The organism is Bacteroides cellulosilyticus (assembly GCF_020091405.1).
Taxonomy (GTDB): domain Bacteria; phylum Bacteroidota; class Bacteroidia; order Bacteroidales; family Bacteroidaceae; genus Bacteroides.
In genome coordinates this window covers 5,438,661-5,462,954 of sequence record NZ_CP081903.1, presented here as the reverse complement: position 1 = coordinate 5,462,954, position 24,294 = coordinate 5,438,661, and the positions used below count along the sequence as shown (strand labels likewise).

At 44.8% G+C, this 24,294-nt stretch carries 22 protein-coding genes and 7 tRNA genes; 24 read left to right on the top strand and 5 right to left on the bottom strand.

The genetic code is table 11. The features are described 5' to 3' along the window. The first annotated feature begins 19 nt into the window (after positions 1–19). The 7 genes from K6V21_RS20815 (at position 20) to K6V21_RS26845 (ending at position 5,242) form a co-directional block, all read left to right on the top strand. Positions 20–631 carry a hypothetical protein gene (locus tag K6V21_RS20815; protein WP_217716234.1) on the top strand — a complete coding sequence of 204 codons (612 nt, stop codon included), beginning with the start codon at positions 20–22 and terminating at the stop codon, positions 629–631. A 20-nt stretch (positions 632–651) separates the two neighbouring features. Next, on the top strand, positions 652–2,028 hold the full coding sequence (gene dnaB, locus K6V21_RS20810) for a replicative DNA helicase (RefSeq protein ID WP_224319737.1): 1,377 nt from the start codon (positions 652–654) through the stop codon (positions 2,026–2,028). Between the two features lie 176 nt (positions 2,029–2,204). Beyond that, positions 2,205–2,705, top strand: coding sequence for an HU family DNA-binding protein (locus tag K6V21_RS20805; protein ID WP_224319736.1), 501 nt, complete (start codon positions 2,205–2,207; stop codon positions 2,703–2,705). A gap of 108 nt (positions 2,706–2,813) precedes the next feature. Next, positions 2,814–2,918 (top strand): smalltalk protein, encoded by a 105-nt coding sequence (locus K6V21_RS20800; protein WP_217716232.1) that lies wholly within the window; start codon positions 2,814–2,816, stop codon positions 2,916–2,918. A 16-nt stretch (positions 2,919–2,934) separates the two neighbouring features. Then, positions 2,935–3,057, top strand: coding sequence for a hypothetical protein (locus K6V21_RS20795; RefSeq protein WP_408912622.1), 123 nt, complete (start codon positions 2,935–2,937; stop codon positions 3,055–3,057). 420 nt (positions 3,058–3,477) lie between these two features. Then, a complete protein-coding gene (gene ltrA / locus K6V21_RS20790; protein WP_224322077.1) occupies positions 3,478–4,884 on the top strand; it encodes a group II intron reverse transcriptase/maturase in 1,407 nt (468 codons plus the stop codon). After that, positions 4,874–5,242, top strand: a complete 369-nt coding sequence (locus tag K6V21_RS26845; RefSeq protein WP_408912905.1) for a hypothetical protein — start codon at positions 4,874–4,876, stop codon at positions 5,240–5,242. The genes ltrA and K6V21_RS26845 overlap by 11 nt, the downstream gene beginning before the upstream one ends. A 160-nt stretch (positions 5,243–5,402) precedes the next feature. On the opposite strand, the gene K6V21_RS20780 is transcribed toward K6V21_RS26845, so the two are convergent. After that, entirely contained in the window at positions 5,403–7,139 is a 1,737-nt protein-coding gene (locus tag K6V21_RS20780) for a hypothetical protein (RefSeq protein WP_224319735.1), read from the bottom strand. Positions 7,140–7,206: 67 nt separating this feature from the next. On the opposite strand from K6V21_RS20780, the gene K6V21_RS20775 reads away from it, so the two are divergent. The 8 genes from K6V21_RS20775 (at position 7,207) to K6V21_RS20740 (ending at position 11,450) form a co-directional block, all read left to right on the top strand. Then, the gene (locus tag K6V21_RS20775) at positions 7,207–9,558 is read left to right on the top strand and encodes an ATP-dependent helicase (protein ID WP_224319734.1); all 2,352 of its coding nucleotides are present in this window, start codon (positions 7,207–7,209) and stop codon (positions 9,556–9,558) included. Positions 9,559–9,575: 17 nt separating this feature from the next. Next, the gene (gene nspC / locus K6V21_RS20770) at positions 9,576–10,718 is read left to right on the top strand and encodes a carboxynorspermidine decarboxylase (protein WP_224319733.1); all 1,143 of its coding nucleotides are present in this window, start codon (positions 9,576–9,578) and stop codon (positions 10,716–10,718) included. Between the two features lie 111 nt (positions 10,719–10,829). After that, positions 10,830–10,902 (top strand) — tRNA-Gly (locus K6V21_RS20765). 26 nt (positions 10,903–10,928) lie between these two features. After that, positions 10,929–11,010: transfer RNA gene (locus K6V21_RS20760), tRNA-Leu, on the top strand. 45 nt (positions 11,011–11,055) lie between these two features. Beyond that, positions 11,056–11,139: transfer RNA gene (locus K6V21_RS20755), tRNA-Leu, on the top strand. Positions 11,140–11,154: 15 nt separating this feature from the next. Next, a tRNA-Gly gene (locus K6V21_RS20750) sits at positions 11,155–11,227 on the top strand. Between the two features lie 34 nt (positions 11,228–11,261). After that, a tRNA-Leu gene (locus K6V21_RS20745) sits at positions 11,262–11,343 on the top strand. A gap of 31 nt (positions 11,344–11,374) precedes the next feature. After that, positions 11,375–11,450, top strand: a tRNA-Gly gene (locus K6V21_RS20740). Between the two features lie 61 nt (positions 11,451–11,511). Here K6V21_RS20740 and K6V21_RS20735 read toward each other — a convergent pair. After that, on the bottom strand, positions 11,512–12,114 hold the full coding sequence (locus tag K6V21_RS20735; RefSeq protein WP_007218063.1) for a DUF4923 family protein: 603 nt from the start codon (positions 12,112–12,114) through the stop codon (positions 11,512–11,514). Between the two features lie 13 nt (positions 12,115–12,127). Further along, a complete protein-coding gene (yihA, locus tag K6V21_RS20730) occupies positions 12,128–12,733 on the bottom strand; it encodes a ribosome biogenesis GTP-binding protein YihA/YsxC (RefSeq protein ID WP_224319732.1) in 606 nt (201 codons plus the stop codon). A 159-nt stretch (positions 12,734–12,892) separates the two neighbouring features. Here yihA and recR point away from each other — a divergent pair, with 159 nt between their 5' ends. The 4 genes from recR to K6V21_RS20710 are packed head-to-tail and all read left to right on the top strand — an operon-like array spanning position 12,893 to position 15,743. Continuing rightward, the gene (gene recR, locus K6V21_RS20725; protein WP_007213814.1) at positions 12,893–13,510 is read left to right on the top strand and encodes a recombination mediator RecR; all 618 of its coding nucleotides are present in this window, start codon (positions 12,893–12,895) and stop codon (positions 13,508–13,510) included. A 33-nt stretch (positions 13,511–13,543) separates the two neighbouring features. Continuing rightward, entirely contained in the window at positions 13,544–14,002 is a 459-nt protein-coding gene (locus K6V21_RS20720; protein WP_007218065.1) for a hypothetical protein, read from the top strand. Continuing rightward, positions 13,999–15,207 carry a glycosyltransferase family 2 protein gene (locus K6V21_RS20715; RefSeq protein WP_224319731.1) on the top strand — a complete coding sequence of 403 codons (1,209 nt, stop codon included), beginning with the start codon at positions 13,999–14,001 and terminating at the stop codon, positions 15,205–15,207. Before K6V21_RS20720 ends, K6V21_RS20715 begins: the two co-directional genes overlap by 4 nt. Before the next feature lie 2 nt (positions 15,208–15,209). Beyond that, positions 15,210–15,743 carry a GNAT family N-acetyltransferase gene (locus tag K6V21_RS20710; RefSeq protein ID WP_217716227.1) on the top strand — a complete coding sequence of 178 codons (534 nt, stop codon included), beginning with the start codon at positions 15,210–15,212 and terminating at the stop codon, positions 15,741–15,743. Here the strand turns inward: K6V21_RS20710 and K6V21_RS20705 are convergent. Then, positions 15,740–16,333 (bottom strand): YqgE/AlgH family protein, encoded by a 594-nt coding sequence (locus tag K6V21_RS20705; protein ID WP_007218068.1) that lies wholly within the window; start codon positions 16,331–16,333, stop codon positions 15,740–15,742. The genes K6V21_RS20710 and K6V21_RS20705 overlap by 4 nt on opposite strands. Positions 16,334–16,612: 279 nt before the next feature. Here K6V21_RS20705 and K6V21_RS20700 point away from each other — a divergent pair, with 279 nt between their 5' ends. Beyond that, on the top strand, positions 16,613–19,585 hold the full coding sequence (locus tag K6V21_RS20700; RefSeq protein WP_224322076.1) for a SusC/RagA family TonB-linked outer membrane protein: 2,973 nt from the start codon (positions 16,613–16,615) through the stop codon (positions 19,583–19,585). Between the two features lie 20 nt (positions 19,586–19,605). Next, complete coding sequence (locus K6V21_RS20695; RefSeq protein WP_224319730.1) at positions 19,606–21,186, top strand: SusD/RagB family nutrient-binding outer membrane lipoprotein; 1,581 nt, start codon at positions 19,606–19,608, stop codon at positions 21,184–21,186. 18 nt (positions 21,187–21,204) lie between these two features. Here K6V21_RS20695 and K6V21_RS20690 read toward each other — a convergent pair whose 3' ends face one another. Continuing rightward, positions 21,205–22,518 (bottom strand): aminotransferase class I/II-fold pyridoxal phosphate-dependent enzyme, encoded by a 1,314-nt coding sequence (locus tag K6V21_RS20690; RefSeq protein WP_007218072.1) that lies wholly within the window; start codon positions 22,516–22,518, stop codon positions 21,205–21,207. Between the two features lie 196 nt (positions 22,519–22,714). Here K6V21_RS20690 and K6V21_RS20685 point away from each other — a divergent pair. The 3 genes from K6V21_RS20685 (at position 22,715) to K6V21_RS20675 (ending at position 24,222) form a co-directional block, all read left to right on the top strand. After that, positions 22,715–22,788, top strand: a tRNA-Asp gene (locus K6V21_RS20685). Positions 22,789–22,937: 149 nt separating this feature from the next. Next, entirely contained in the window at positions 22,938–23,360 is a 423-nt protein-coding gene (locus K6V21_RS20680) for an acetyltransferase (RefSeq protein WP_217716224.1), read from the top strand. Between the two features lie 127 nt (positions 23,361–23,487). Continuing rightward, positions 23,488–24,222, top strand: a complete 735-nt coding sequence (locus K6V21_RS20675) for a DUF5036 family protein (protein ID WP_224319729.1) — start codon at positions 23,488–23,490, stop codon at positions 24,220–24,222. Positions 24,223–24,294 lie beyond the last annotated feature (72 nt).

The window sequence follows — 24,294 nt, the reverse complement described above, 5'->3', positions numbered from 1 at the left end:
CGCAAATAAAAAAACAACTATGAATATATTTAATGATTTAAAAGTTTCCGGTTATGTCATGATTCCCCGTTCGTTGCTGCTCAAAGCATTTGAGGAGTGTCCTGAAGCAAGTGGAGACATGGCGGCCTTTCTGAGAGTGCTGACCTACGTGAACTATACGGAAGCGACGGTGAAACGTCAGGAGTCGGACATCGTCTGCGGACGTGGGGAATCGGTGATCTCGTTTCGCCACTGGTCGGAGATTCTGGGATGGAGCATCGGGCGTACCCGGCGCTTCTTCGGAAGGCTGATGGCGGACGGCAACATCGAGAAGCTGAAGGGGGATGCCCTCACCCATATCCGCATACCGGGATATGATGTGTGGACGGGCAAGAAGATAACCGGAAGTGCCGGTGCAGGCGCGCTCGAAGCGTCTTTCTGCGAATTCTGGAACGAATATCACGAAATCACCCATATGCCCAGGCAAAGCCGCGAAAGTGCTTTCAGCATTTGGAAGAAACTGTCGCAAGCGGACAGGAAAATGGCGACGGAACATATAGAGGACTATTACTTCCATCTGCGCGACACGAAGTATTGCCGCCAAGCCGCCGGCTATCTGGACGGCGGATTGTTCAGGGATGAATATGAATGATAATCAGTAAATTGCAGAATATGAATGGAATATGGAATCCTCAGGATGAGGAGATGGAAGAAGCGGTGGTGGGCGCCTGTCTGATAGAGAGCGAAGCCATGCCGCTGATTGCCGGGAAGATTGGCCCGGAGGTGTTCTACAACGAGACAAACCGGCTGATTTTCTCCACCATGTTGAGCATGAACCATAGAGGCCTGCCTATTGACATCCTCACCGTGAAGAGCGAACTGGCAGCCCGCGGCAAACTGGAAGCGGCGGGAGGGGCCTACAACGTGACGCGCCTGAGCGGTCGCGTGGCGTCGGGGGCGCATCTGGAATATCACGTTGCCATACTGAAGGAACTGTACATACGCCGGGAGGCGATACTGGGGTCGCACAAGCAATTGGCTGCCGCCTCGGATCAGTCGGTGGACATTGCGGACATCCTGGTGGGTATGCACAATTTGCTGGACCGCCTGGAAGGGACGCTGGGCACCGCCGACCATCTCCGGGGCATGGAGCAACTGATGGAGGATACGCTGGTGCAGGTGGAAGCTCGCGTGGAGAACAATAAGAACGGCGTCACGGGCATTCCCACCGGGCTGACCGAACTGGACGAGATGACGGGTGGATGGCAGCAGGGCGACCTGGTTGTCATCGCCGCGCGTCCGTCGGTGGGAAAGACGGCCTTCGCGCTGCACCTGGCACGGGCGGCTGCTGCGGCGGGATGCCACACGGTGGTTTTCAGTCTGGAGATGCAGGGCGAGAGGCTGGGGGACCGGTGGCTGCTTGCAGCTACGGAAGATGTAAATCCTTCGCACTTGCGCAACGGGCAGCTCGATACAAGTGAGTTGCGGCAGGTGAGGGAAGCCTCGGTGGAACTGGCGGGACTTTCTATCCGAGTGGACGACAGTCCGGTGGTGAGCATGGATCATGTGCGCGGAGTGGCGCGGATGTTGCAGAGTAAGGGGGAGTGCGACCTGATTATCCTGGACTACCTGCAACTGTGCAAGATGGATGCGGGGCAGGATAACCGCAACCGCGAACAGGAGGTGGCGCAGGCCGCCCGCAAGGCGAAACTAATGGCGAAGGAACTGAATGTGCCGGTACTGCTGCTCAGTCAGCTGAACCGTGCCAGCGAGGGGCGTCCCGATTGCCGCCCGGCGTTGAGCGACTTGCGTGAGAGTGGGGCGATAGAACAGGATGCGGACATGGTAATGCTGCTTTATCGTCCGGCCATGCACAATATGAAAAGTGAGAGCAAGAGCAAATATCCTTCAGAAGGGCTGGGAGTGGCGATTGTGGCCAAACACCGCAATGGGGAGACGGGCGACATCTACTTTGCCCACAACCCCAGCCTGACGAAGATAGGGGATTATATGCCGCCGATGGAGTGGCTGATGAGGCATGCGAAGTGAGGGGAATCGTGATTTATAATTTATAAATCATGATTTATTTAGGAGGTATAAGTGTTGAAAAAATATTGAAAAATAAATGGTGAAACACTTGACTTTCGGGTTCTGATATTGTATCTTTGCATAGTGATTTGAAGAGATTTTATAAACTTAAACCTTAACTTGATTTTATTTGACTTATGGATGTAACAGTAGAACGTTATCTTCGTAGAAAGATTATGACTGATGTCAATTCTCCCAAGTTCTTTTATCTTCGTCAGAAACCCGGCACGTGCAAGACGGTGGATACCGATACGCTTGCGGCTGCCGTGCAGAAGAGCTGCGCGATGACGAAGGGAGATGTGAAGCACGTGTTCGAGGCTATTATGGAAGAGATTCAGCAGAGCCTTGCCGATGGCAATAAGGTGAAGCTGGATCAGTTGGGGACATTCCACATGACCTTCAGTTGTCCGGGAGTGGCGAAGTCGGAGGATTGTACGGTGAGGAATATCAAGAAGGTGAATATCCGCTTTGTTCCGGATAAGGCGCTGAGATTGGTGAACGGCACCAATGCCACCACCAGAAGCTTGGCAAACGTGAGCTTCGCCTTGGAAAAGCCGGAAGATAAGGAGGGCGGCTCTTCTTCCGGCGGCAGCGGAGAAGGTGGCGGCGGAAATTTGGACGAGAATCCGCTGGGATGAGTCTACCGCCGGAGGCGGTAGAAATTGAAAGTTGAAAATTGAAAATTAAAGGCTGCGCAGTGTGGGATATGCTGTAGGAGCGGAACACTAATTTAAACCTTGACTGTTGTGAAAAAGAAAATTACTTGGGATGCGATTCTGAAAGTGGTGATTGCAGTGGCTTCGGCTGTGTTGGGTGCGTTTAGCGCGCATGCGATGACGGGAAGGTCTTAATTACAAAAAAAGTCTAATGGAAAGGATTGATTTAATTGTCATTTGTAGCAGCGCCACCCGCGCTGACCGTTGCTATACGGAACATGACCTGATAACAAATAACCTGTGCCGGAAAAATTCCGGCACAGGTTATTCTTAGTTCGCCCAGCATGGGTATATTCTAATGGGTGCAAGTCCCTAACACGCCCTGATAGTGGGAAGTGTTTAGCCAACGCCAAGGGTGTCCATCGTGAGTTGGAATCTGAAGGAAGGTAGCGGCAAACATCTGGCCTGACGTACAGAAACCGGATATAAGGCTAAAGGATGTGGGTTAGTCTGCTAAACAAGACAAAGCCTTATAACTATCCGGAAACATCCAAAGTAAATCCGGCAGGTATAAGATGGAAAGAATGTATTCTTAACTGGGGAGGTCTCACAGACGTGCAGATGTTTTTTTTCAGAAGCACGGAGTAAAGCTTGCTGTGAGAAGTCAGCAGACGACATAGTACCCGAAAAAAAAAATCGGCATTCGGGGAAGGTCTGAACTTTATTTAAGCGAGTAGTCAATGAATGTTACCAAATAAAGGAACGAATGCAGAAAATATCAACATTGAGTGATAACTGCCGGCAAAAGGATAGGACGGAATCCGAAAGCTATGCCGGAGTGCAGACCTTTATTGGGATAACTGAAAACCACCTCGTGGAAGCGCAATTTACCAAAGATGCTTTATTGGAACGTATTGTGTCGCCCGCAAACATGAACCGCGCCTACAAGCAGGTCGTGGCCAACGGTGGCTGTGGAGGTGTCGATAAGATGGAAACGGAAGATTTACTTCCTTACCTGAAACTCCATAAAGACGAACTGATAAACTCTTTGTTGGACGGTAGCTATCGTCCCAATCCCGTCCGGCGGGTTGAAATTCCCAAGGATGGAGGTAAGAAACGTCAATTAGGTATTCCTACCGTTATTGACCGTCTTATTCAACAATCCATCAGCCAGGTGCTTAGTCCGCTTTACGAACGCCAGTTCAGTGACAACAGCTTTGGCTTCCGCCCTAAACGCAGTGCTCACCAAGCCTTGCGGCGCGCCCAATCTCATATCAATAGTGGTCATAAATACTGTGTTGACTTGGACTTAGAAAAGTTCTTCGACACAGTTAATCATAGCAAGTTGATAGAGATTTTGTCACGCACCGTGAAGGATGGTCGTGTTATCTCCCTCGTCCATAAATACCTCCTCTCGGGGGCAATGGTAGATGGTCACTACGAGAGCCGTGTTCAGGGAACTGTCCAAGGAGGACCTTTGAGCCCCTTGCTGAGCAATGTTATGCTCCATGAATTGGATACAGAGTTGGAATCCCGTGGGCACAAGTTTGTGCGTTATGCGGACGACTGTATGATTTTCTGTAAGAGTAAACGTTCTGCCCTGCGTGTAAAGAAGAGCATAAGCGCTTTTATTGAGAAAGATCTTTTCCTAAAGGTAAATCAAGATAAAACCAGCGTTGGTTATGTTCGTGGCATGAAGTTTCTGGGTTATTCTTTTTATGTAAAGAATGGCGAATGTCGCTTATCTGTCCATCCCAAAAGTTACCTTAAACTGAAAGTTCGCTTGAAAGAACTGACCGGAAGAAGTAATGGTATGGGGTATGAGCAGCGCAAATCAAAGCTTCATCTGTTTATACGTAGCTGGATAGAATACTTTCAGTTGGCAGATATGCAGAGTTATCTGAAACGTATAGATGAATGGCTTCGTCGTAGGATACGCATGTGTATATGGAAATACTGGAAGAAGGTCAAAACTCGGTTTGCCAATTTGCAGAAGTGTGGCATCAGTAAGTTCTATGCCTGGCAACATGCCAATACTCGCTTAGGGTATTGGTGTATAGCTGGGAGCAGAATCCTAACTTCTGCCATGGATAATGACAAATTGAAACTAGTGGGGTACCCTACCTTGATGGAGTATTACAGTAAATTGCATCGTAAGTAAAGAACCGCCACGTGCCGAACGGCATGCGTGGTGGTGTGAGAGGTCGGAAAGCGAAAGTAGGAAGAAAACTACTTCGTTTTCCTCCTACTCGATTTATATAAGAAAGAACGGAGATATCAAAACCCTGTGTGGTAAACTGCAACGGAACTCTGTCGGAATCTGCTATGAAGGCGGTGTGGACTCTGCAGGATCCCCGGCCGATACGCGCACTGAATTTCAGAAACATTCCCTTCGCGTGCTGGTGATGCTGCTGTTGAGGGATTATCCCGGATGTCGGCTTGCGGGATGTCCCGGCCTCTGCTTTGATGCGGAAACCGTACTTCGGGAACCGCCACCGCCTAATCCGGCGTATTACTGATGGGATATGAGCTAAATGTGATAAGGTGGTAGAGTGGTAAAGTGATAACGGGATAACGCTCTGTGATATATAGCGCAGCTACTTTATCACCTTACCACCTTATCACTCTTTTCCTTCTTTTCTATACCGTAATGAACTAAACTCAATTGGCTGATTCGCATTACTGATAAATCACCTGTATCTTCTCCGTATTCTTGACATCTCCCCGGTCAGTTTTCTGTATCCACCGTCCGGTGCTGTCATATTCATAATAAGCATTACTGTCTATCTGGTTGCCGAACTCATCATACAGGAAGATGAGCGAACCGCTGGTCTTTTCACTGTTGACAAGGGTCTTTTCAAACGTAATTTTAGTCAGGTAACCGTAAGGATCATACTCGTATACGTCGGTTTGTTTGCTCACCTGGGTAGGAAGCGGGTCTTTCATCAGCGGGAAAGTTTCCTCCCGTTTCACTATCTGTCCGTTCTTGCCGTATTGGTTGACAACGGAGGATACCGGAACATTCTTCTCATAGTTTGTTTCTTCCGTCGGAAGATTGAGTTGCGGATGATATTTTCTCACTGTCAGTTTTCCGTTCTGGTGGAAAGTGGAATCGGTAAGCACTATGCCCAGCGTGCTGAAAGTGCGGAGGCGCTTATAAACCTCTTTCATGCCTCTTTGGTTCACCTGCACCTCTTCTACGCAATTGCCTTGCGGGTTGTAGAGGAAGTTGGTCTGCAGGGTGGTGGTTCCTTTATCTTCTATAACCTCCTTGATACTTACCAACCTTCCATTCTCGTCATACGTGTAGGTCTTTTGAGTATTCTTTCCATTTTTCACTTCGTTGGACTTCATTAGGAGTCCGCGGCTGTAGGACTGGATGACAGTGGGGTTGCTCCACACCAGTTGTTGCTCGAAAGGCACACGCAACTTATTGGCTTTGTCGCGGAATTCCTTGTATTTATGAGTCTGGAGATACTCTTTGATGAGCCCCAGTTTGCTTGGGGAATTCACTTCCAGCTTCAAAGTCTCATAGTCGATACTGTCCTTTTTGTACTCCAATGTATTCGTATATTTCTTGTCGGACGGGCTCAGATAAGAAGCCTGTTCGTATTCCGCAATGGCTTGCTTGATGGAAGCGATGGCCTGCGCTTTGCAGATATTTCCGTAAAGATAATCGTCGTAGAGGGAGAGGGCTTGCGCCATGGACTCCCGCTTGGAACGTCCGTCGAAGAATGTATTGAGACGGTCATGATCAAAGAATCTCTTAAAATTGCTGGCGGATGGTGATTTCTGTACGGTTTGGAACAACAGACGATTGTATTCTATCATGGCTTCTGCTTTATACTTGCCATCTGCATACTCAGTCAGATATTTTTCGCATTTCGGAATATTCTTGTTGCGCACGAAGTCTTTCCATAATTCCTCTTCATGCACATCATAGAGATGTTTGCTGACTTCATCGGATAATTCGTATCCGGATGCCTTGACGGCTTCTACCAATGTGCCGGAATAGACCAGCTTGTTGGGATATTCATCCAGAATGGCGCTGATGCTGCTCTCCATACGTTTGCGGATAGCGCCGGGATCTACGCCGGCTTCCTGGCAAATGGAGAGGAAACTGCCTTTGGTGGCATCTACATAAGCCTGGAAATAATCCTTGGCTACAGTTACTTCCTGCTGGTTCCATATCTGGTCGCACAGATCGATCAGCTTGACTTCCGCTTCAAAGGCGGTTGCGGTTTCTGTGTCTAATTTGTCACGGTTTTTTGTGAACTTGTCATTCTCGTTGTTTACCAGAAACTTCAAGAGTTTTTCCACTTTACTCTGTTTTTGCGCCATTGCAGGTGAGGCGCACAAGAATGCCAACAGGCACATAAAAGAAATATAAAGTCGCATATTTTTAATTTGTTCCATAGTTCTCTGTGATTTTAGTTAGAATAACATTGTACAAATATAAAAAGATTCTTTTAATTTTGCATACATGAATACGAATTATATCGAAGAATTGAATGAAGGACAGCGCGCTGCAGTGCTCTATAACGAGGGTCCGTCGCTGGTGATAGCCGGTGCGGGTTCCGGGAAGACACGGGTGCTGACCTATAAAATAGCCTATTTGCTGGAAAATGATTATCAGCCCTGGAATATCCTGGCTCTGACTTTTACCAACAAGGCCGCCCGTGAGATGAAAGAACGTATTGCCCGGCAGGTGGGAGAACAGCGGGCACGTCATTTGTGGATGGGTACATTCCACTCTATCTTCCTGCGCATCCTGCATGCGGAAGCTGCGAGCATCGGTTTTACCTCGCAGTTTACTATCTATGATACGGCGGACAGCAAGAGTCTGGTGCGCTCTATCATTAAGGAGATGGGGCTGGATGAGAAAGTGTATAAGCCGGGCAGTGTGCAGGCACGCATCTCCAATGCGAAAAACCACCTGGTGTCTCCTGCGGGATATGCTGCCAACAAAGAGGCTTATGAAGGGGATTGTGCCGCCAAGATGCCTGCAATCCGGGATATTTACCATCGTTATTGGGATCGTTGCAGGCAGGCGGATGCCATGGATTTTGATGATTTGCTCTTTTATACTTTTATTCTCTTCAGAGATCATCCTGAAGTACTGGCGCGTTATCAGGAACAGTTTCGCTACATTCTGGTAGATGAGTATCAGGATACCAACTATGCCCAGCACAGTATTGTGTTGCAGTTGGCAAAGGATCATCAGCACGTGTGTGTGGTTGGAGATGATGCGCAGAGTATCTATTCTTTCCGGGGGGCAGATATTGACAATATATTGTATTTTACAAAAGTGTACCCCAATACGAAAGTATTCAAGTTGGAACAGAACTATCGGTCTACGCAAACCATTGTCTGCGCTGCCAACAGTTTGATTGAAAAGAATGAAAGGCAGATACGTAAGGAAGTCTTCTCTGAAAAGGAGAAAGGGGAAGCCATCGGTGTGTTTCAGGCATACAGTGATGTGGAAGAAGGAGATATTGTAGTCAATAAGATTGCTGAGTTGCGTCGTTCGGAGCATTACGCCTATTCGGATTTCGCCATACTTTATCGGACCAATGCGCAGAGCCGTGTATTTGAGGAAGCTATGCGTAAGCGGGGTATGCCTTATCGCATTTATGGTGGTTTGTCTTTTTATCAGCGCAAAGAAATAAAGGATGTGATAGCTTACTTCCGTCTGGTGGTCAATCCTAATGATGAGGAAGCGTTCAAGCGTATTATCAATTATCCGGCCCGTGGTATTGGAGATACGACGGTAGGCAAAATTATCGCCGCTGCTACGGAAAATAATATCAGTCTTTGGGTCGTGCTCTGTGAGCCGCTGACGTATGGATTGAATTTAAATAAAGGCACGCACTCTAAACTGCAGGGCTTCCGTGACCTGATCGGTGGATTTATAGAAGGGGTAATGGAGAAGAATGCCTATGAGATTGGTACGGAGATTATCCGTCAATCCGGCATTATTAATGACGTCTGCCAAGACAATTCACCGGAAAATCTTAGCCGTAAAGAGAATATTGAGGAATTAGTGAATGGCATGAGCGATTTCTGTGCTTTGCGCTTGGAAGAGGGTAATCCTAATATTTCACTGACAGACTTTTTATCGGAAGTATCATTGCTGACTGACCAGGATTCGGACAATGAGGATGATGAGAAAATAACGCTTATGACCGTCCATTCTGCCAAAGGACTGGAATTTAGAAATGTATTTGTGGTGGGAATGGAAGAAAATCTTTTCCCCAGCGGTATGGTGGGAGATTCTCCCCGTGCGCTGGAAGAGGAGAGGCGTTTATTTTATGTGGCCATCACTCGTGCGGAAGAACATTGTTTCCTTTCGTATGCCCGCACCCGTTTCCGCTATGGAAAAATGGAATTCGGCAGTCCCAGCCGCTTTCTGAAAGATATTGATATCCGCTTCCTTCGCTTGCCCCAGGATGCGGGGTTGGGCAGTAAGATTGATGAAGAGGCGGTACATTTCCGTAGGGAAAATAGTAGCGGGTTCTCTCGTTCGCCTCATACCCGCGAGTCATTGTATAACGCTGAAAAGGAAACTCCCCAGCGTCCCAAGCAACAGATTATTGCTCCGAGCGTGCCGCGCAATCTGAAACGGGTGACCCCGTCCGCATCACCTGCCGCGCCGTCTTCCGCTTCGGCAATGGCTGTGCAGCCGGGGCAGCTTATTGAGCACGAACGTTTTGGACTGGGAGAAGTGATGAAGGTAGAAGGCAATGGTGATAATGCCAAAGCGACTATTCATTTCAAGAATGCGGGCGACAAGCAACTTTTATTGCGCTTTGCCCGTTTTAAGATTATCGGTTAAATGAAAAAATACTATTTATGATAGATTTCAATTGTTTCCCCTCTCCATGCTACATCATGGAGGAAGAATTGCTGAGAAAGAACCTCGCCCTTATAAAAAGCGTTGCCGATCGTGCCGGAGTAGAAATTATCCTGGCATTCAAGTCTTTTGCCATGTGGCGTTCGTTTCCCATATTCAGGGAGTATATAGAGCACTCTACGGCAAGTTCGGTATACGAGGCGCGTCTGGCACTGGAAGAATTCGGTAGTAAGGCGCATACTTATTCTCCCGCTTATACGGAAGCTGATTTTCCTGAAATCATGCGTTGCAGTAGTCATATAACTTTTAATTCTTTGTCGCAGTTCTGCCGTTTCTATCCGGAGGTCGTGAAAGAGGGGAGTGGCATCTCTTGTGGTATTCGTATTAATCCGGAATATTCTGAAGTGGAAACGGAACTTTATAATCCCTGCGCTCCCGGCACTCGTTTCGGCATAACAGCGGATTTATTGACTGAGGCTCTGCCACAAGGTATTGATGGTTTCCATTGTCATTGTCATTGCGAATCTTCATCTTATGAACTGGAACGGACATTAAAACATCTGGAAAAAAAATTCTCTCGTTGGTTTCCGCAAATTAAATGGTTGAATCTGGGAGGTGGGCATCTGATGACGCGTAAAGATTATGACGTGGAGCATCTTATTCAACTGCTGAAAGATTTGCGTGCCCGTCATCCGCATTTGCGTATTATCCTTGAACCTGGTTCTGCCTTTACCTGGCAGACCGGTGTGTTGGCTTCTGAGGTAGTGGATATTGTGGAAAGCCGTGGTATCCGTACCGCTATTCTTAATGTGAGTTTTACCTGTCATATGCCCGATTGTCTTGAAATGCCTTACCAACCTGCCGTACGTGGTGCTGAAATGGGAAATAACGGCGGTTGCCATGTATATCGCCTGGGTGGAAATTCATGTTTGAGTGGTGACTATATGGGCGACTGGAGTTTTGACCATGAATTGCAAATCGGAGAGCGTATTGTCTTCGAAGATATGATTCACTACACGATGGTAAAAACAAATATGTTCAATGGAATCCACCATCCTGCCATTGCAATGTGGACAAAAGAAGGGAAAGCGGAAATATTCAGGCAATTTTTTTATGAAGATTATCGGGATAGAATGAGCTGATAATCAAAAAACTGCTGTGTATACAGGGATAGACGTGTACTTTTCTTTGCGAAAAAAATAGCCGGAATGTTTGCAGGTTTAGAGAAAATATCTACCTTTGCAACCGCAAACGCGGAAATAGCTCAGTTGGTAGAGCATAACCTTGCCAAGGTTAGGGTCGCGAGTTCGAGTCTCGTTTTCCGCTCAAGCACATAGTTGCAATTACCTAATGCCCAGGTGGCGGAATTGGTAGACGCGCACGTTTCAGGTGCGTGTGTCGAGAGGCATGCAGGTTCGAGTCCTGTTCTGGGCACATAGGTGAGGCAAGCTTTAGTTCTTTGAAGGTATGAGATAGTATGGAGAGGTGGCGGAATTGGTAGACGCGCTACTTTGAGGTGGTAGTGACAGAAATGTTGTGGGAGTTCGAGTCTCCTCCTCTTCACACGATTATCATAATGCGGAAATAGCTCAGTTGGTAGAGCATAACCTTGCCAAGGTTAGGGTCGCGAGTTCGAGTCTCGTTTTCCGCTCATTTTTTTTGTTTTTGTCTGGATGACTGATAATGCCCAGGTGGCGGAATTGGTAGACGCGCACGTTTCAGGTGCGTGTGTCGAGAGGCATGCAGGTTCGAGTCCTGTTCTGGGCACTTTCTCTTTGTGAAAAGAGAGTCATCTAATGCGGAAATAGCTCAGTTGGTAGAGCATAACCTTGCCAAGGTTAGGGTCGCGAGTTCGAGTCTCGTTTTCCGCTCCATTGAGAATAAAAAAGTCCCGTAAACATTATGTTTACGGGACTTTTTTATTGATATTCCGTTTTATTCTTTCTTCTCAAGTGAGAAACCTAACATCATGCCGTCGTAGCTGTTTGCCAGTGAACTGATTGTTTTCAGTGTGGCATTGCTGCTCTTGCTGGAAAGGAAAGTGATTAGCTTCAGTAGTTTGTCCGATTCGAACAGTAAATCCATGCTGCCGGATGTACAGTTAACTTTGGCATTCATGTTTATCAGTCTGACGAACTTCATGGTTACATGCTTTTCGGTGGCGTCATACACATAAGTCCCCTTCAGAGTTTTGGTTCCCAGTTTAGCGTTGAAAGTGCTGTCGGCATTGAAGGTAAAACTCATTTGTCCGGGTTTGATACCCACTTTGCTCAGTTGCTCATTGAGTTTGGCTTCGGCAGTGGTAGCAGCAACGGCTCCGCCGGCTTTCATCAACAGGTTGTCTGATTCGAATTCGATAGCGGCACCGGTATACGACCATGTACCTGTCATATCAACAGTATTCTTACCGGTAACGGCGCTGACTACTTTTTCTACATTTTCTTTGTTGAATAAATCTTTTAGCGATTGTGCCTGACTATTGGCCGACACAAGAAGTAAGGTGGCAATAAATGCCAGTGAAAATACACTCTTTTTCATATTTACTATTACTTTATTTGGTATTCAATTCTTTATTAATACTCTCTATATAATCTAATAACTCTTTTTTGCCCATTCTGTTCTCAGAAGAGGTCACAAAATAAGGGGGAAGTTCTTCCCATTGCTCTTTTAGTTTTTTCAGATACTGCTGGATATTGGTGTTCAGCCTGCCGCCTTTCAGCTTATCCCCTTTGGTAAAGACAATGGAGAAAGGTACTCCGTGCTCGCCCAGCCATCCCATGAATTCGATATCGATGACTTGTGGTTCAAGCCGTGAGTCGATAAGCAGGAAGAGATTGGTCATCTGTTCACGTTCCAGAATATAATCTTCGATGATACGCTGTATTTGTGATTTTCCTTTTTGTCCGCGTCTGGCATAACCATAGCCAGGTAGATCGACGATGTACCAGCTTTTATTAATAAGGAAATGATTGATGAGCATAGTCTTTCCCGGAGTGGCGGAAGTCATGGCAAGTCCTTTACGCCCTGTCAGCATATTGATGAGGCTGGATTTTCCAACGTTGGAACGTCCGATAAAGGCGTATTCAGGGAATATCCCGGAGGGGCATTTTTTCACATCTGTATTACTAATGACGAATTCAGCGCTTGTAATCTCCATTTTTATGTCAAATTTAGAAAGTTTCTTACTCTTTTTCTTTTTTTCCTGCGTATGCAAAGGTAGTACTTATTTCAGAATTTCTCATAACTTTTTCATGCTTGCATGAAAGTTCTGCACTCAATTTGCATTATCTTTGCCGCCAATAGTTGATTTTTTAGTATGAACGGACAATTTTCCTCGATATTATTGGAGAAGGCGGTGAGCGAGTTTGCCAAACTGCCAGGAGTGGGGCGGAAGACGGCTATGCGCCTGGTACTACACCTTCTGAGACAAGATACGGCAGTGGTAGAAGCCTTTGGTAACGCTATTGTTACACTGAAGCATGAAGTAAAATATTGCAGAGTTTGCCACAATATTTCAGATACGGAAACTTGCCGTATTTGTGCCAATCCGCAGCGGGATGCATCTACAGTTTGTGTTGTAGAGAATATCCGCGATGTCATGGCGGTGGAAGCGACGCAGCAATTCCGTGGACTATATCACGTCTTGGGTGGTGTTATTTCACCAATGGACGGGGTAGGTCCGGGTGACTTGCAGATAGAAAGTCTTGTACGGCGTGTGGCTGCCGGTGGAATCAAGGAGGTGATCCTGGCACTCAGCACTACGATGGAAGGTGACACAACTAACTTCTATATTTATCGTAAGCTTGAAAAGATGGGGGTGAAGCTAAGTGTGATTGCCCGTGGCATTTCAGTGGGCGATGAGTTGGAATATGCGGACGAGGTCACTCTGGGGCGTAGTATTGTAAACCGGACGCTTTTTACGGGAACGAATTAAATTATTGTTATTAAGTTTATTGTTTATAAGAGAATGGAAGAACAGATAAAACACGTTGCGAGTCGTTTAAAAGTAATATTTATCAGTTTCTGGTTGCTGCCGGTGATATGGATCATAGTAGGTGAAACCGGTGGAGATTGGGTAGGTATATATGCCGATGATGTCCGTACGACTTATTTTGCAGAAACGTTGTCTATTTTGCTGGTTGCAGCTTGCGTGCCGGTTTCTCTGAAACTTTTCGCCTGGGTGCTGACGCGGAAGATTGATAAAGTTAGTTTGCCTGAAGCTTTACGTTTATATTCTTTCTGGAGTAAAGTTCGGGTAGCTCTGCTTTCGCTGCCGGTATGGGTAGGTCTTGCAGTTTATTATCTTACATTGAGCAATAAAGGTTTGCTTTGTGCTTTTATTGCTCTTACGGCTTCGCTGTTTTGCTTGCCCGGCGAAGGACGCTTACGTAAAGAATTGCATATCAATAAAGAGGAGGAAGCATGAAATTCTCTGTTGTCATAGTCAATTACAATGTAAAGTATTATCTGGAACAGTGTCTCTGTTCCTTATACAGGGCTATTGACAATCTTTCAGCCGAAATTTTTGTAGTGGATAATGCGTCCGTCGATGATTCGGAGGCATACCTTACCGAACGCTTCCCGCGTATTACCTATATATATAATAAGGAGAATGTTGGTTTTGCCCGTGCTAATAACCAGGCCATTCGTCAAGCGAAGGGAGAATACGTGCTGTTGCTGAATCCTGATACGGTATTGCCGGAGCAGACTTTAGAAGAAGCGCTTCTGTTTATGGACACGCATCCTTGCGCCGGAGCTGCCGGTGTGAAAATGCTGACGGATGACGGACGTTTTCTGCGGGAATCAAAACGTGGATATCCTACTTTGGCTGCCACTTTTGGTAAACTGTCCGGCTTGGGAAAACTTTTCCCCCGTTCTAAAGGTTTAGGTGGGTATTATTGTAATGCCCTGGATGCGGATACCATTCACCGGGTGGAAGTATTGGCAGGTGCATTCATGTTGCTGCGCCGTTCTGCATTGGAAAAATCCGGATTACTGGATGAAGACTTCTTTATGTATGGTGAAGATATAGATTTGTCCTGCCGGATTGAGGAGGCGGGATATGAAAATTACTACTTGCCTTATCCTATATTGCATTATAAGGGAGAAAGTACATCGAAAGATACCTATCACCATGTGCGTGTATTTTGTGGAGCAATGGATATTTTCTTTCGTAAGCATGGTGAACGTTATGGGCTCTTGGGGCGTTGGCTTGTTCGGATCGGTATCCATTTACAGATGTATATTCGTTTGCTGATGCTTTCCTTGAGACGTATATTCAGTTTCCCGGGAAAAAAAGCGAAAGTCCCCTTCCTTAAAGGACAAGCTTTCCCTCGTTTTCTTGTTTTCGGTGAAGAAGCCACTATTCATAGTTTGCGTGGACTTTTCAAACGTAACGGGCTGATCGGAAAGCATCATTTCGTTGTGGCAAACGAAGCGTCTGCCGCCGACGGACATGCCAGTCCATTCATCTCGCTGAAAGGTTTCACGCATGTGGTGTATGATTGCCGTGCCTTTTCTTTTTCTACAATTATCCGCTTGCTGTCCCATCATCGGAAAATGGGGTTGCGTCTCGGAATTTATAACCCGGAAAGTCGCGTACTGGTGACTCCCGAAAAATGTTATCTCTGATCATGAAACATACTTATTTTGTAAACGACCGTATTCGCCTCCGTGCTATGGAACCGGAGGATCTGGAACTGATTTGTGAGATGGAAAACGACCCGCAACAGTGGGATATCAGTAACTTCACTGTACCCTATTCACGCTATGTGATGAAGCAATATATGGAGAATTCACAATGCGATATGTTTTCCGATAAGCAGCTACGTATGATGGTGGTGCGCCTTGAAGATCGTGCTACGATAGGAACGATTGATATTACAGACTTTTCTCCGATGCATGCACGCGGAGAAGTGGGTATCGTTATCCGGAAAGAGTTTCGTGGCGCAGGCTATGCAAAAGATGCATTGACACTACTTTGTGACTATGCTTTCGACTTTCTGCGTATGAAACAGTTGGTTGTCCATATCGCCACGGATAATGAGGCAAGCATGCGTTTGTTCGCCTCTTGCGGCTTTGTTCAGTGTGGGTTGTTAAAAGATTGGCTGTGTGTAGAAGGTTATTTCAAAGATGTTGCATTACTGCAGTGCATCCGGGTCGATTAATTCAATGTGGGTATCTGCGGGAAACGTGACCATGTTTCGTATTTGCCTCCCAGTTCTCCCAAAACATTTTTCCAAAGCTCTGCGCTTCCCTTTTCATCCATAAGGGAAGCGATGTTTGTCGATCCTATCAGCCAGGTGTTTTCTTCAATTTCCTGGCATAGCTGGTCATGTTCCCAGCCTGAATATCCCAAGAAGAAGCGTATCTTTCCGGTGATGTCATTGCCTTCCAAAATATAACGGCGGATGGCATCAAAATCTCCGTTCAGATAGAATCCTTTTCCTATTTGCAGAGAATCTTCTACACCTTTTAGTGTATGAAGGTAAAACAGCGTATCGGTACATAACGGACCGCCTTTATAAATAGGTATATTTTCCACATCTTTGAAGTCTTTCAATACGTCATTGAGATATAGCGGGAGAGATTTGTTCAATACCAATCCCATTGTACCATCCAGCGTATGGTCTACCAGCAAGATAATAGAGCGTCCGAACATCTCGTCATAGAGGAAAGGCTCGGATATCAGTACTTTTCCACGTGAAGGTAATACGTGGTTCGTTTCAATTTTGAATATGTCTGTGTTAGTATCCATGCCACTAATATACAGACAAATCCTTTAAAAACAAATATTATTTCTCTTTTTTCACTGATAGCCTTTTTATATATGTTATATAACAGGTTTTTATTAGGAAGAAATTGGTTACTTTTGCAAATTGTTATTTCTTTATTGTAAATCATGAGGTTGACTATCTATAAATATATCTGTTTTTTAATTTTTAGTTATTTTTTTTCGTACAGTAGTTCTTGTTATGCTTTTGTTGCAGACGATGTGAACCATCGGCTTGAGGTATTTACCGCCCGGAAAAGTGTAATGGGACGTGTTGTGGATGAGGGTGGTATACCTTTACCGGGAGCTACAGTGCTGGAAAAAGGTACTTCGAATGGTGGAGTAACCGATTTGGAAGGTAAATTTGCGCTGACAGTTGCTGATGATGCGGTGCTGAGATTCTCTTTTATGGGATATAAAACGCAGGAAATAAGCGTAAAAGGACATACATTCCTGGACATTGTATTGGAGGAAGATGCAGTGGAACTTGATAAAGTAGTGGTGACTGCATTGGGTATCGAAAAGAAGGAGCACTCTCTTTCTTATGCAATGAGTCAGGTGAAAAGTGAAGAACTGACACGGGTTAAAATGCCCAATCTGATAACTTCATTGACCGGTAAGACTGCCGGTGTGCAGGTTAATCAGGTATCATCGGGACTGGGTGCTTCCGCTAAAGTAAACATTCGCGGAATCCGTTCGGTAGCCGGGGAGAACCAACCTCTTTATGTAATTGACGGTGTTCCTATGTTAAATTCAACTTCGGAACAGGCTTTCAGTGCCATTGGCGGAACAGCTAATGCAGGTAACCGCGATGGTGGTGACGGTATCTCAAACTTAAACTCGGAAGATATAGAAAGCATAAGTATTCTGAAAGGGGCTCCTGCAGCGGCACTTTATGGTAGCCAGGCAGGTAACGGTGTGATATTGATTACGACCAAGAAAGGTAAATCACAAGGACAACGGAGCATATCATTTTCTACCAGTCTGATGTTCGATAAAGCATCTTCTTTACCCGAAATGCAAAATCGTTATGGAGTAAGTGATGGGGTGGATAGTTGGGGGGAACGAAAAGACTTGCCGAAATACGATAATCTGAATGATTTCTTCTCTACCGGAGTGACTTCCATTACTTCCGTATCCGTAAGCCATGGCAATGAGAAATTGCAGAATTATTTTTCATATGCCAATACTACCGGTAAAGGGATTATTGATAAAAATCGCTTATCCAAGCATAATATTACATTCAGGGAAACTTCTGTGATGTTCAATAATCGTTTGAAACTGGATGGTAATGTGAATTTGATGCGACAAGTCTCTAAAAACAAGCCGACAGTAGGCGGATTTTATATGAACCCGTTGGTGGGGCTTTATCGGTTTCCCCGTGGAGAGGACTTGTCGTATTATAGGGATAATTTCGAAGTGTACGATGAAAGTAGAAATCTGAATATACAGAACTGGCATACTTCCTATGAAGATTTTGAGCAGAATCCGTATTGGATAACGAACCGCATACAAACTAAGGAAGTGCGTATGCATGCCATTGTCTCCTTATCGGCAAACTTGCAAGTAAATGACTGGTTGACGGTACAGGCCCGTGGCAATGTGGATTGCATTGACGATAAAGTCCGTCAGAAATTTTATGCTTCTACAGCTCCGGCATTAGCCGGTGCTAACGGACGTTACCTGGAAATGGATTATCAGGATCTCCAGTTTTATGGTGACCTGATGCTTATGGTGAAGAAGAAATGGGGCGATTTCTCAGTAAATGGTGCATTTGGGGGAAGTATTACTGATAAGACTACTAATTCTACCCGTTATGATTCCAAAACAGCTTCTTTGTACTATGCCAATGTATTTACTCTGGCAAATATTATAATGAACGGTTCAGCAGCTCTTGACCAGAAAATTGATTCACACCGTCAGCTGCAATCGCTGTTTGCTACGGCGCAAGTGGGCTATAAAGAGAGTGCCTATATAGATTTGACGGCTCGCAATGACTGGTCTTCCACTTTATCACATACCAAGCACGAAGGCAGAGGATATTTTTATCCTTCAGTTGGTACTTCGTTGATCCTAAGCCGTCTGCTGACTTTACCTGAATGGGTGTCGTATGCAAAGGTGCGTGCTGCTTATAGTATGGTGGGGAATGATATTCCTTTGTATATTACGAATTCCGCTTCCCATATCACTGCCGGTGGTGAATATCTGGCGAATGATGCGGCACCTTTCAAGGAAATGGAACCGGAGATGAATTATTCGTGGGAAATTGGTGCGGAAGGACGTTTTCTGAACAGCCGTATCGGGTTTAATATCACTTTCTATAGAACAAATACTCATAACCAGTTTTTTAAATTGCCTACGCTGGCGGGCGACAAATATGCTTACCGCTATGTGAATGCCGGTAACATTCAGAATCAGGGATGGGAAATCGCATTGGACGCTACTCCTGTGATGGTAAAAGATTTTATGTGGAGCACTACTCTTAATTTTGCTTCTAACAGGAACAAAATAGTTGCTTTGCATGAAGATTTGAAAGAATTTGTTTATGGCCCTACCAGTTTCTCTTCCAGTTATGCCATGAAACTGATAAAAGGTGGATCGATTGGCGATGTTTATGGAAAGGCTTTTGTCAGAGATGCTTCCGGTAATATTGTTTATGAGACGGAAGGGAATAATGCAGGATTGCCAAAAGTAGAAGGTGACGGGAATACGGTAAAGGTTGGAAACTCCAATCCGAAGTTCCAGCTGGGATGGAATCATACGCTTTCTTATAAAGACTTGTCTCTCTATTTCCTGGTAGATTGTCGTTACGGCGGTAAAGTGCTTTCGCAAACTCAGGCAGATATGGACTTGTACGGTGTATCGGAAATTACCGGAAAAGCCCGTGATAATGGTTATGTTATGCTGGAGGGGCAGCGGATAGAGAACGTGAAGGGATTCTATAAGATTGTAGGCGGACGCGCAGGGACAACGGAATATTATATGTATGATGCGACCAACATCCGGTTGAGAGAACTTTCATTGTCTTATCAGTTGCCTGCTTCCTGGATGGAAAAATCTAAAGTCCTGAAGAAAGCGCAGGTTTCTTTTATAGCCCGCAATTTGTTTTTCTTTTATAAGAAGGCACCTTTTGATCCGGATCTGGTGTTATCTACCGGTAATGATAATCAAGGTATTGATGTGTATGGGATGCCGACAACGCGCAGTTGGGGCTTTTCATTGAAGTGTGAATTTTAATGGGAGAGGGGAGGATTGATATGAAAAAATATAGTTGGATATTCGGTGCTCTGTTAGTTCTGGTTTCTTGCACGGGTGACTTTAAGGATATCAATACGGATTTATCCGGAATTACGGATGAGGATTTGCAGATTGATTATAATGAACATGGTATTCGTCTGGGAGTGATTCAGCAGGGCATTTACTTCAATTATGATTATGGAAAGGGTAAGAACTGGCCTTTCCAGTTGACGCAGAACCTGAATGCAGACATGTTCAGTGGATATATGCATGATGGAAAACCATTGAATGGAGGTAGCCATAATTCGGACTATAATTTGCAAGATGGTTGGAACAGTGCAATGTGGGGACATACCTACTCGTATATTTTTCCACAGATATATCAGTCGGAGAATGCAACGCGTGAGAAACATCCGGGTTTCTTCGGAGTCACCAAGATTCTGAAAGTGGAAGTGATGCACCGCGTTACGGATTACTATGGTCCTATCATTTATTCACGGTTTGCTGATCCTAACGCAGAATATATGCCCGATACACAAGAAGCGGTTTATAAAGAGTTCTTTTGTGAATTAGATACAGCTGTGAGTACCCTTACCGGTTATGTAGAGTCAAATCCGGAAGCTGCTGAGTTTTCCCGTTTTGATATATTGATGAATGGTGAATACACTTCGTGGATAAGGTTTGCCAATTCATTGAGAATGCGGCTTGCAATGCGAATAGCTACAGTGGATAGAGAGAAAGCCCGTTCAGAGTTCCTGAAAGCTTTTAATAATGAATATGGAACGTTGGAAGCGGAAAATGAACCAGTGGCGGTATCTACAAAGAAGGGGTATACCAATCCGTTGGGAGAACTCAATCTGGTGTGGAACGAAACTTATATGAGTGCTCCGATGGAGTCTATCATGAACGGTTATGAAGATCCTCGGCGTACTGTTTTTTTTGCCACATGCCAGGATGAGTCGTTTAAAGGTCAGTACCGTGGAATCCGGCAGGGGACTTGCTTTTCTCACAGCAATTATATGGGTTTGTCGAAACTGAAGACCACTCAGTCGACGGATGCGGTTCTTATGACTGCTGCCGAGGTATGGTTTCTGCGTGCCGAAGCCGCTTTGAGAAACTGGACGAGTGAAGATGCCGGTACATGCTATGAAAAAGGAATTACTTCCTCCCTGCATCAGTATGGTATCATGCAGACTGATTCGTATTTGAACAGTGATAAATTGCCAGTTGATTTTGTAGATACATTTGATGCTGAAAATAATATAGAAGCCTATTGTAAAGTCTCACCGAAGTGGATTGAAACAGCTGACCGGGATACGAAGTTGGAGAAGATTATTACGCAGAAATGGCTGGCAATGTTTCCTGAAGGATGTGAAGCCTGGGCGGAGCAGCGCAGAACCGGATATCCGCGTCTTTTCCCTGTTCTTTTCAATCATAGTAAGGACGGCTGCGTTGATACGGAAATCATGATTCGCCGTTTAAACTTTCCCGGAGGATTACAAACGGAAAATCCGGAGCAATACCGTGCATTGGTGAAAGCTTTGGGAGGAGATGATAATGCCGGCACCCGTTTGTGGTGGGATGCCGGCACTAATTGGTAAGTTTATTCTTTTATTCTATTATACCGGATGGTTTTCTGCAAAGATTGCCATCCGTTCTTCTAATTGTGCATATTGATGATCCTGGATGAATGAAGTACAGGCACGCAAACCTTCCTGATGGCTACCGGTGGTAATCAGTGATATGGCGCTGACACCATAGTACATCAATTCCTTAGCCAGTTCACCGCTGGTCATCCCCGGATAGCCGATAGTAAAGTAGAAACCGTCGGCTACGGGATTACCCAAGTCATTGTCATATACCAGATGAAAACCGTAGCGCAGGAAAATCTCTTTCAGCTTGTGGGCACGTTCACCGTATATTTTCACTTCATTCAGGAAGTTGTATTGTCCGTCGCTGGCTGCTTTCAGCATGGCGGCAAGGGCATATTGTGCAGAGTGGCTTGTACCGGATGAAAGGGCGTAGAGCACACGATGGATGAATACCGTACCGAATGTGCCACCACCGTAGCGTTTTGTCAGGCCGGGATAGGAGCGGTGATACAGTTTATCGGAAATGCAGCTTACCCCGATGCGTTGTCCGGCATAACTGAATGCTTTGGAGCCGGAAATAAGTAATACGTAGTTATCTGTATAGTGCGCTACTGAGGGTTGGAAAGGCGCTTCGAACGGTTTGCTTAAATCCTGGCGGAAATCCATGGCAAAATAGGCCAGGTCTTCTAAAACAATAACGTCGTATTGCGTAGCAAGTTCTCCGATGATGCGCAGTTCTTCTTCTTTCAGGCAAATCCAACTGGGGTTATTAGGATTTGAATAGACGATAGCGGAGATATTGCCTTTTGAGAGGTAGCTCTCCAGCTTCTCTTTCAGTTTGTCGCCACGATAGTCATAAACATCGAAAGTCTCAAACTTTTGTCCCATCACTACCAACTGCTGTTTTTGTACGGGGAAACCCGGATCAATGAATAATATCGTATCCTTCTTTTCATCGCATTGGCTGCATGTGAGGAAGGAGGCGAAAGTTCCCTGCATGGAGCCGGTGACAGGTACACAACCTTCCGGTTTCAGGTCTACATTGATAAAGGCTTTGATGAAGCGTGAGGCTTCTTCTTTCAAGGCAGGCAGGCCGTTGATGTCGGGGTAAAGACTGGCAATGCCATTTTGCAGGGCTTCTATCTCGGCTTTCACACCTACAGCCGAAGCCGGAAGTCCCGGTACGCCCATTTCCATTTTAATGAATTCCACGCCCGACTCTGCTTCTGCTTTGGCGGCAATGGCTTTTACTTCACGTATGGTTGCTTTTCCAAAGTCTGCAATCTGAAATGCTTCGATGGTTTCGTCAATCAGTCTACGTTCAATAGGAGTATTTCTCATGGTTTTTCTCGCTTTTAGTTCATTTTGATTTGTTACTCGAATTTTTTTCGTCACACAAAGGTAATATAAATATCTTATAATCAAGCCCACTTTAAAAAAGATGAAAAATATTTCTTTCAAGCTATTGCAGATATCAAAGAAATGTCTACCTTTGCAACCGCAATCGAGAGAGATAGCAAATGAAAAATGAAATAATGGTGCGTTAGTTCAGTTGGTTAGAATACATGCCTGTCACGCATGGGGTCACGGGTTCGAGTCCCGTACGCACCGCAAAATACTTACAGAAGAAGCCTTTGATTATATTATAATCGAAGGCTTTTTTTATATACTATGCAGAACTTTGAAAAAGAATTGTCTTTAAAGTTCTTGTTTAGGTTATGTTTTTTATTCTGAACTTTACCATTCTAACTTTACCATATATGATTAGAGAAATTAAAGAAACGGATTATCCGCGTTTGATAGAGATTTGGGAGAATGCGGTGCTGAATACCCATGATTTTCTAAAAGAAGAGGACTTTTTGTATTTCAAGAAACAACTTCCTGTCTATTTTCAATATGTTATGTTGTTAGGGTTTGAACAAGAGGGAGTCCTTGTTGGATTTATGGGAATTGCGAATGGCAATCTTGAAATGCTATTTGTAGATAACGATTGCCGGGGTGCAGGAATTGGAAAACAATTGGTAGCGTATGCGGTAGCTAACTTGCAAGTGACTAAAGTTGATGTGAATGAGCAAAATACTCAAGCGGTTGGTTTTTACAAATATATGGGTTTTAATATTGTGGGAAGATCGGAATTGGATGGAGAAGGTAAGGAGTATCCCATCTTACATATGGGGTTATAGCTTGTTTGATGATTGGCGTGTTAATTATCCTGTATATTGGCAATCCTGTCTATTAAAGTATTACTTTTGCCGCGAAACAAAAGACAAGAGACGAAACTTAAACTATATAATTAAATTTTAGTCAGTTATGAAAACAAAACAATTATTCGGAATACTACTATTCCTCTGTTCAATCGGCTTTGTAAGCTGTGGCGATGATGATGACAACAAAGACCCGGAAGGAAGCGTTACACTAAACATGATGAATGAAGGAAACGGGAAAACCTTGTTAGGAAAATCGGATGTATATATCAATAACTCAAATAATTTTAAAACCTCTACTTGTTATATTGCCGATATGGGAGAAGCTTCCGGTCTTGGAACACCCGTAAAACCTTCATTGGATAACCTTGCTAATGAAATGGCTGTCGTTCCCGGACATTTATATCATATCTATGATAGAGATGTTCTCCTGGATTTCCCTTCGGGAAAAAGAGCTGTAATAATTGAATCTGGTTATTATAAAGCCTATGTTATATCTCCCATAACAGTGGATGGCACTACAACGGGAGCGACACTGAAATTTGTGTTGGCATATCCGGAAACAAATGGCTTACCCGAATATGAAACCGTTATAGGAAATGTGGATGATGTTGGAGATGAGATAGAATATACATTGCCGAAAGATGCGGAATTACTCTTTAGCGATTATTTGGATAGTGATAGTAATTCTTTTGATATACAATTCGTAAATGGGAAATTAAAGGTTAAATTGCTGGAAAGCATCAATCATATCTCCGGGCCTTATGGAGATTATGGGATATTTGTCCGTTCGGGAGATGCATATACTTATGTAATGTTTAAGGCGGGCCTGAAGAAATAAGATTATGCGTTTGGCAATGGAATATTAGCCAATAGATATATAGAAATAAAGCTCTGCAAATCAGTTTGCAGA

Bases quoted from the DNA above. Each gene is read 5' to 3' on its own strand.
- K6V21_RS20815 (WP_217716234.1), top strand. From the start codon at position 20: ATGAATATATTTAATGATTTAAAAGTTTCCGGTTATGTCATGATTCCC.
- dnaB (WP_224319737.1), top strand. From the start codon at position 652: ATGAATGGAATATGGAATCCTCAGGATGAGGAGATGGAAGAAGCGGTG.
- K6V21_RS20805 (WP_224319736.1), top strand. From the start codon at position 2,205: ATGGATGTAACAGTAGAACGTTATCTTCGTAGAAAGATTATGACTGAT.
- K6V21_RS20795 (WP_408912622.1), top strand. From the start codon at position 2,935: ATGGAAAGGATTGATTTAATTGTCATTTGTAGCAGCGCCACCCGCGCT.
- K6V21_RS20780 (WP_224319735.1), bottom strand. From the start codon at position 7,139: ATGGAACAAATTAAAAATATGCGACTTTATATTTCTTTTATGTGCCTG.
- K6V21_RS20775 (WP_224319734.1), top strand. From the start codon at position 7,207: ATGAATACGAATTATATCGAAGAATTGAATGAAGGACAGCGCGCTGCA.
- nspC (WP_224319733.1), top strand. From the start codon at position 9,576: ATGATAGATTTCAATTGTTTCCCCTCTCCATGCTACATCATGGAGGAA.
- K6V21_RS20735 (WP_007218063.1), bottom strand. From the start codon at position 12,114: ATGAAAAAGAGTGTATTTTCACTGGCATTTATTGCCACCTTACTTCTT.
- yihA (WP_224319732.1), bottom strand. From the start codon at position 12,733: ATGGAGATTACAAGCGCTGAATTCGTCATTAGTAATACAGATGTGAAA.
- recR (WP_007213814.1), top strand. From the start codon at position 12,893: ATGAACGGACAATTTTCCTCGATATTATTGGAGAAGGCGGTGAGCGAG.
- K6V21_RS20720 (WP_007218065.1), top strand. From the start codon at position 13,544: ATGGAAGAACAGATAAAACACGTTGCGAGTCGTTTAAAAGTAATATTT.
- K6V21_RS20715 (WP_224319731.1), top strand. From the start codon at position 13,999: ATGAAATTCTCTGTTGTCATAGTCAATTACAATGTAAAGTATTATCTG.
- K6V21_RS20710 (WP_217716227.1), top strand. From the start codon at position 15,210: ATGAAACATACTTATTTTGTAAACGACCGTATTCGCCTCCGTGCTATG.
- K6V21_RS20705 (WP_007218068.1), bottom strand. From the start codon at position 16,333: ATGGATACTAACACAGACATATTCAAAATTGAAACGAACCACGTATTA.
- K6V21_RS20700 (WP_224322076.1), top strand. From the start codon at position 16,613: ATGGGACGTGTTGTGGATGAGGGTGGTATACCTTTACCGGGAGCTACA.
- K6V21_RS20695 (WP_224319730.1), top strand. From the start codon at position 19,606: ATGAAAAAATATAGTTGGATATTCGGTGCTCTGTTAGTTCTGGTTTCT.
- K6V21_RS20690 (WP_007218072.1), bottom strand. From the start codon at position 22,518: ATGAGAAATACTCCTATTGAACGTAGACTGATTGACGAAACCATCGAA.
- K6V21_RS20680 (WP_217716224.1), top strand. From the start codon at position 22,938: ATGATTAGAGAAATTAAAGAAACGGATTATCCGCGTTTGATAGAGATT.
- K6V21_RS20675 (WP_224319729.1), top strand. From the start codon at position 23,488: ATGAAAACAAAACAATTATTCGGAATACTACTATTCCTCTGTTCAATC.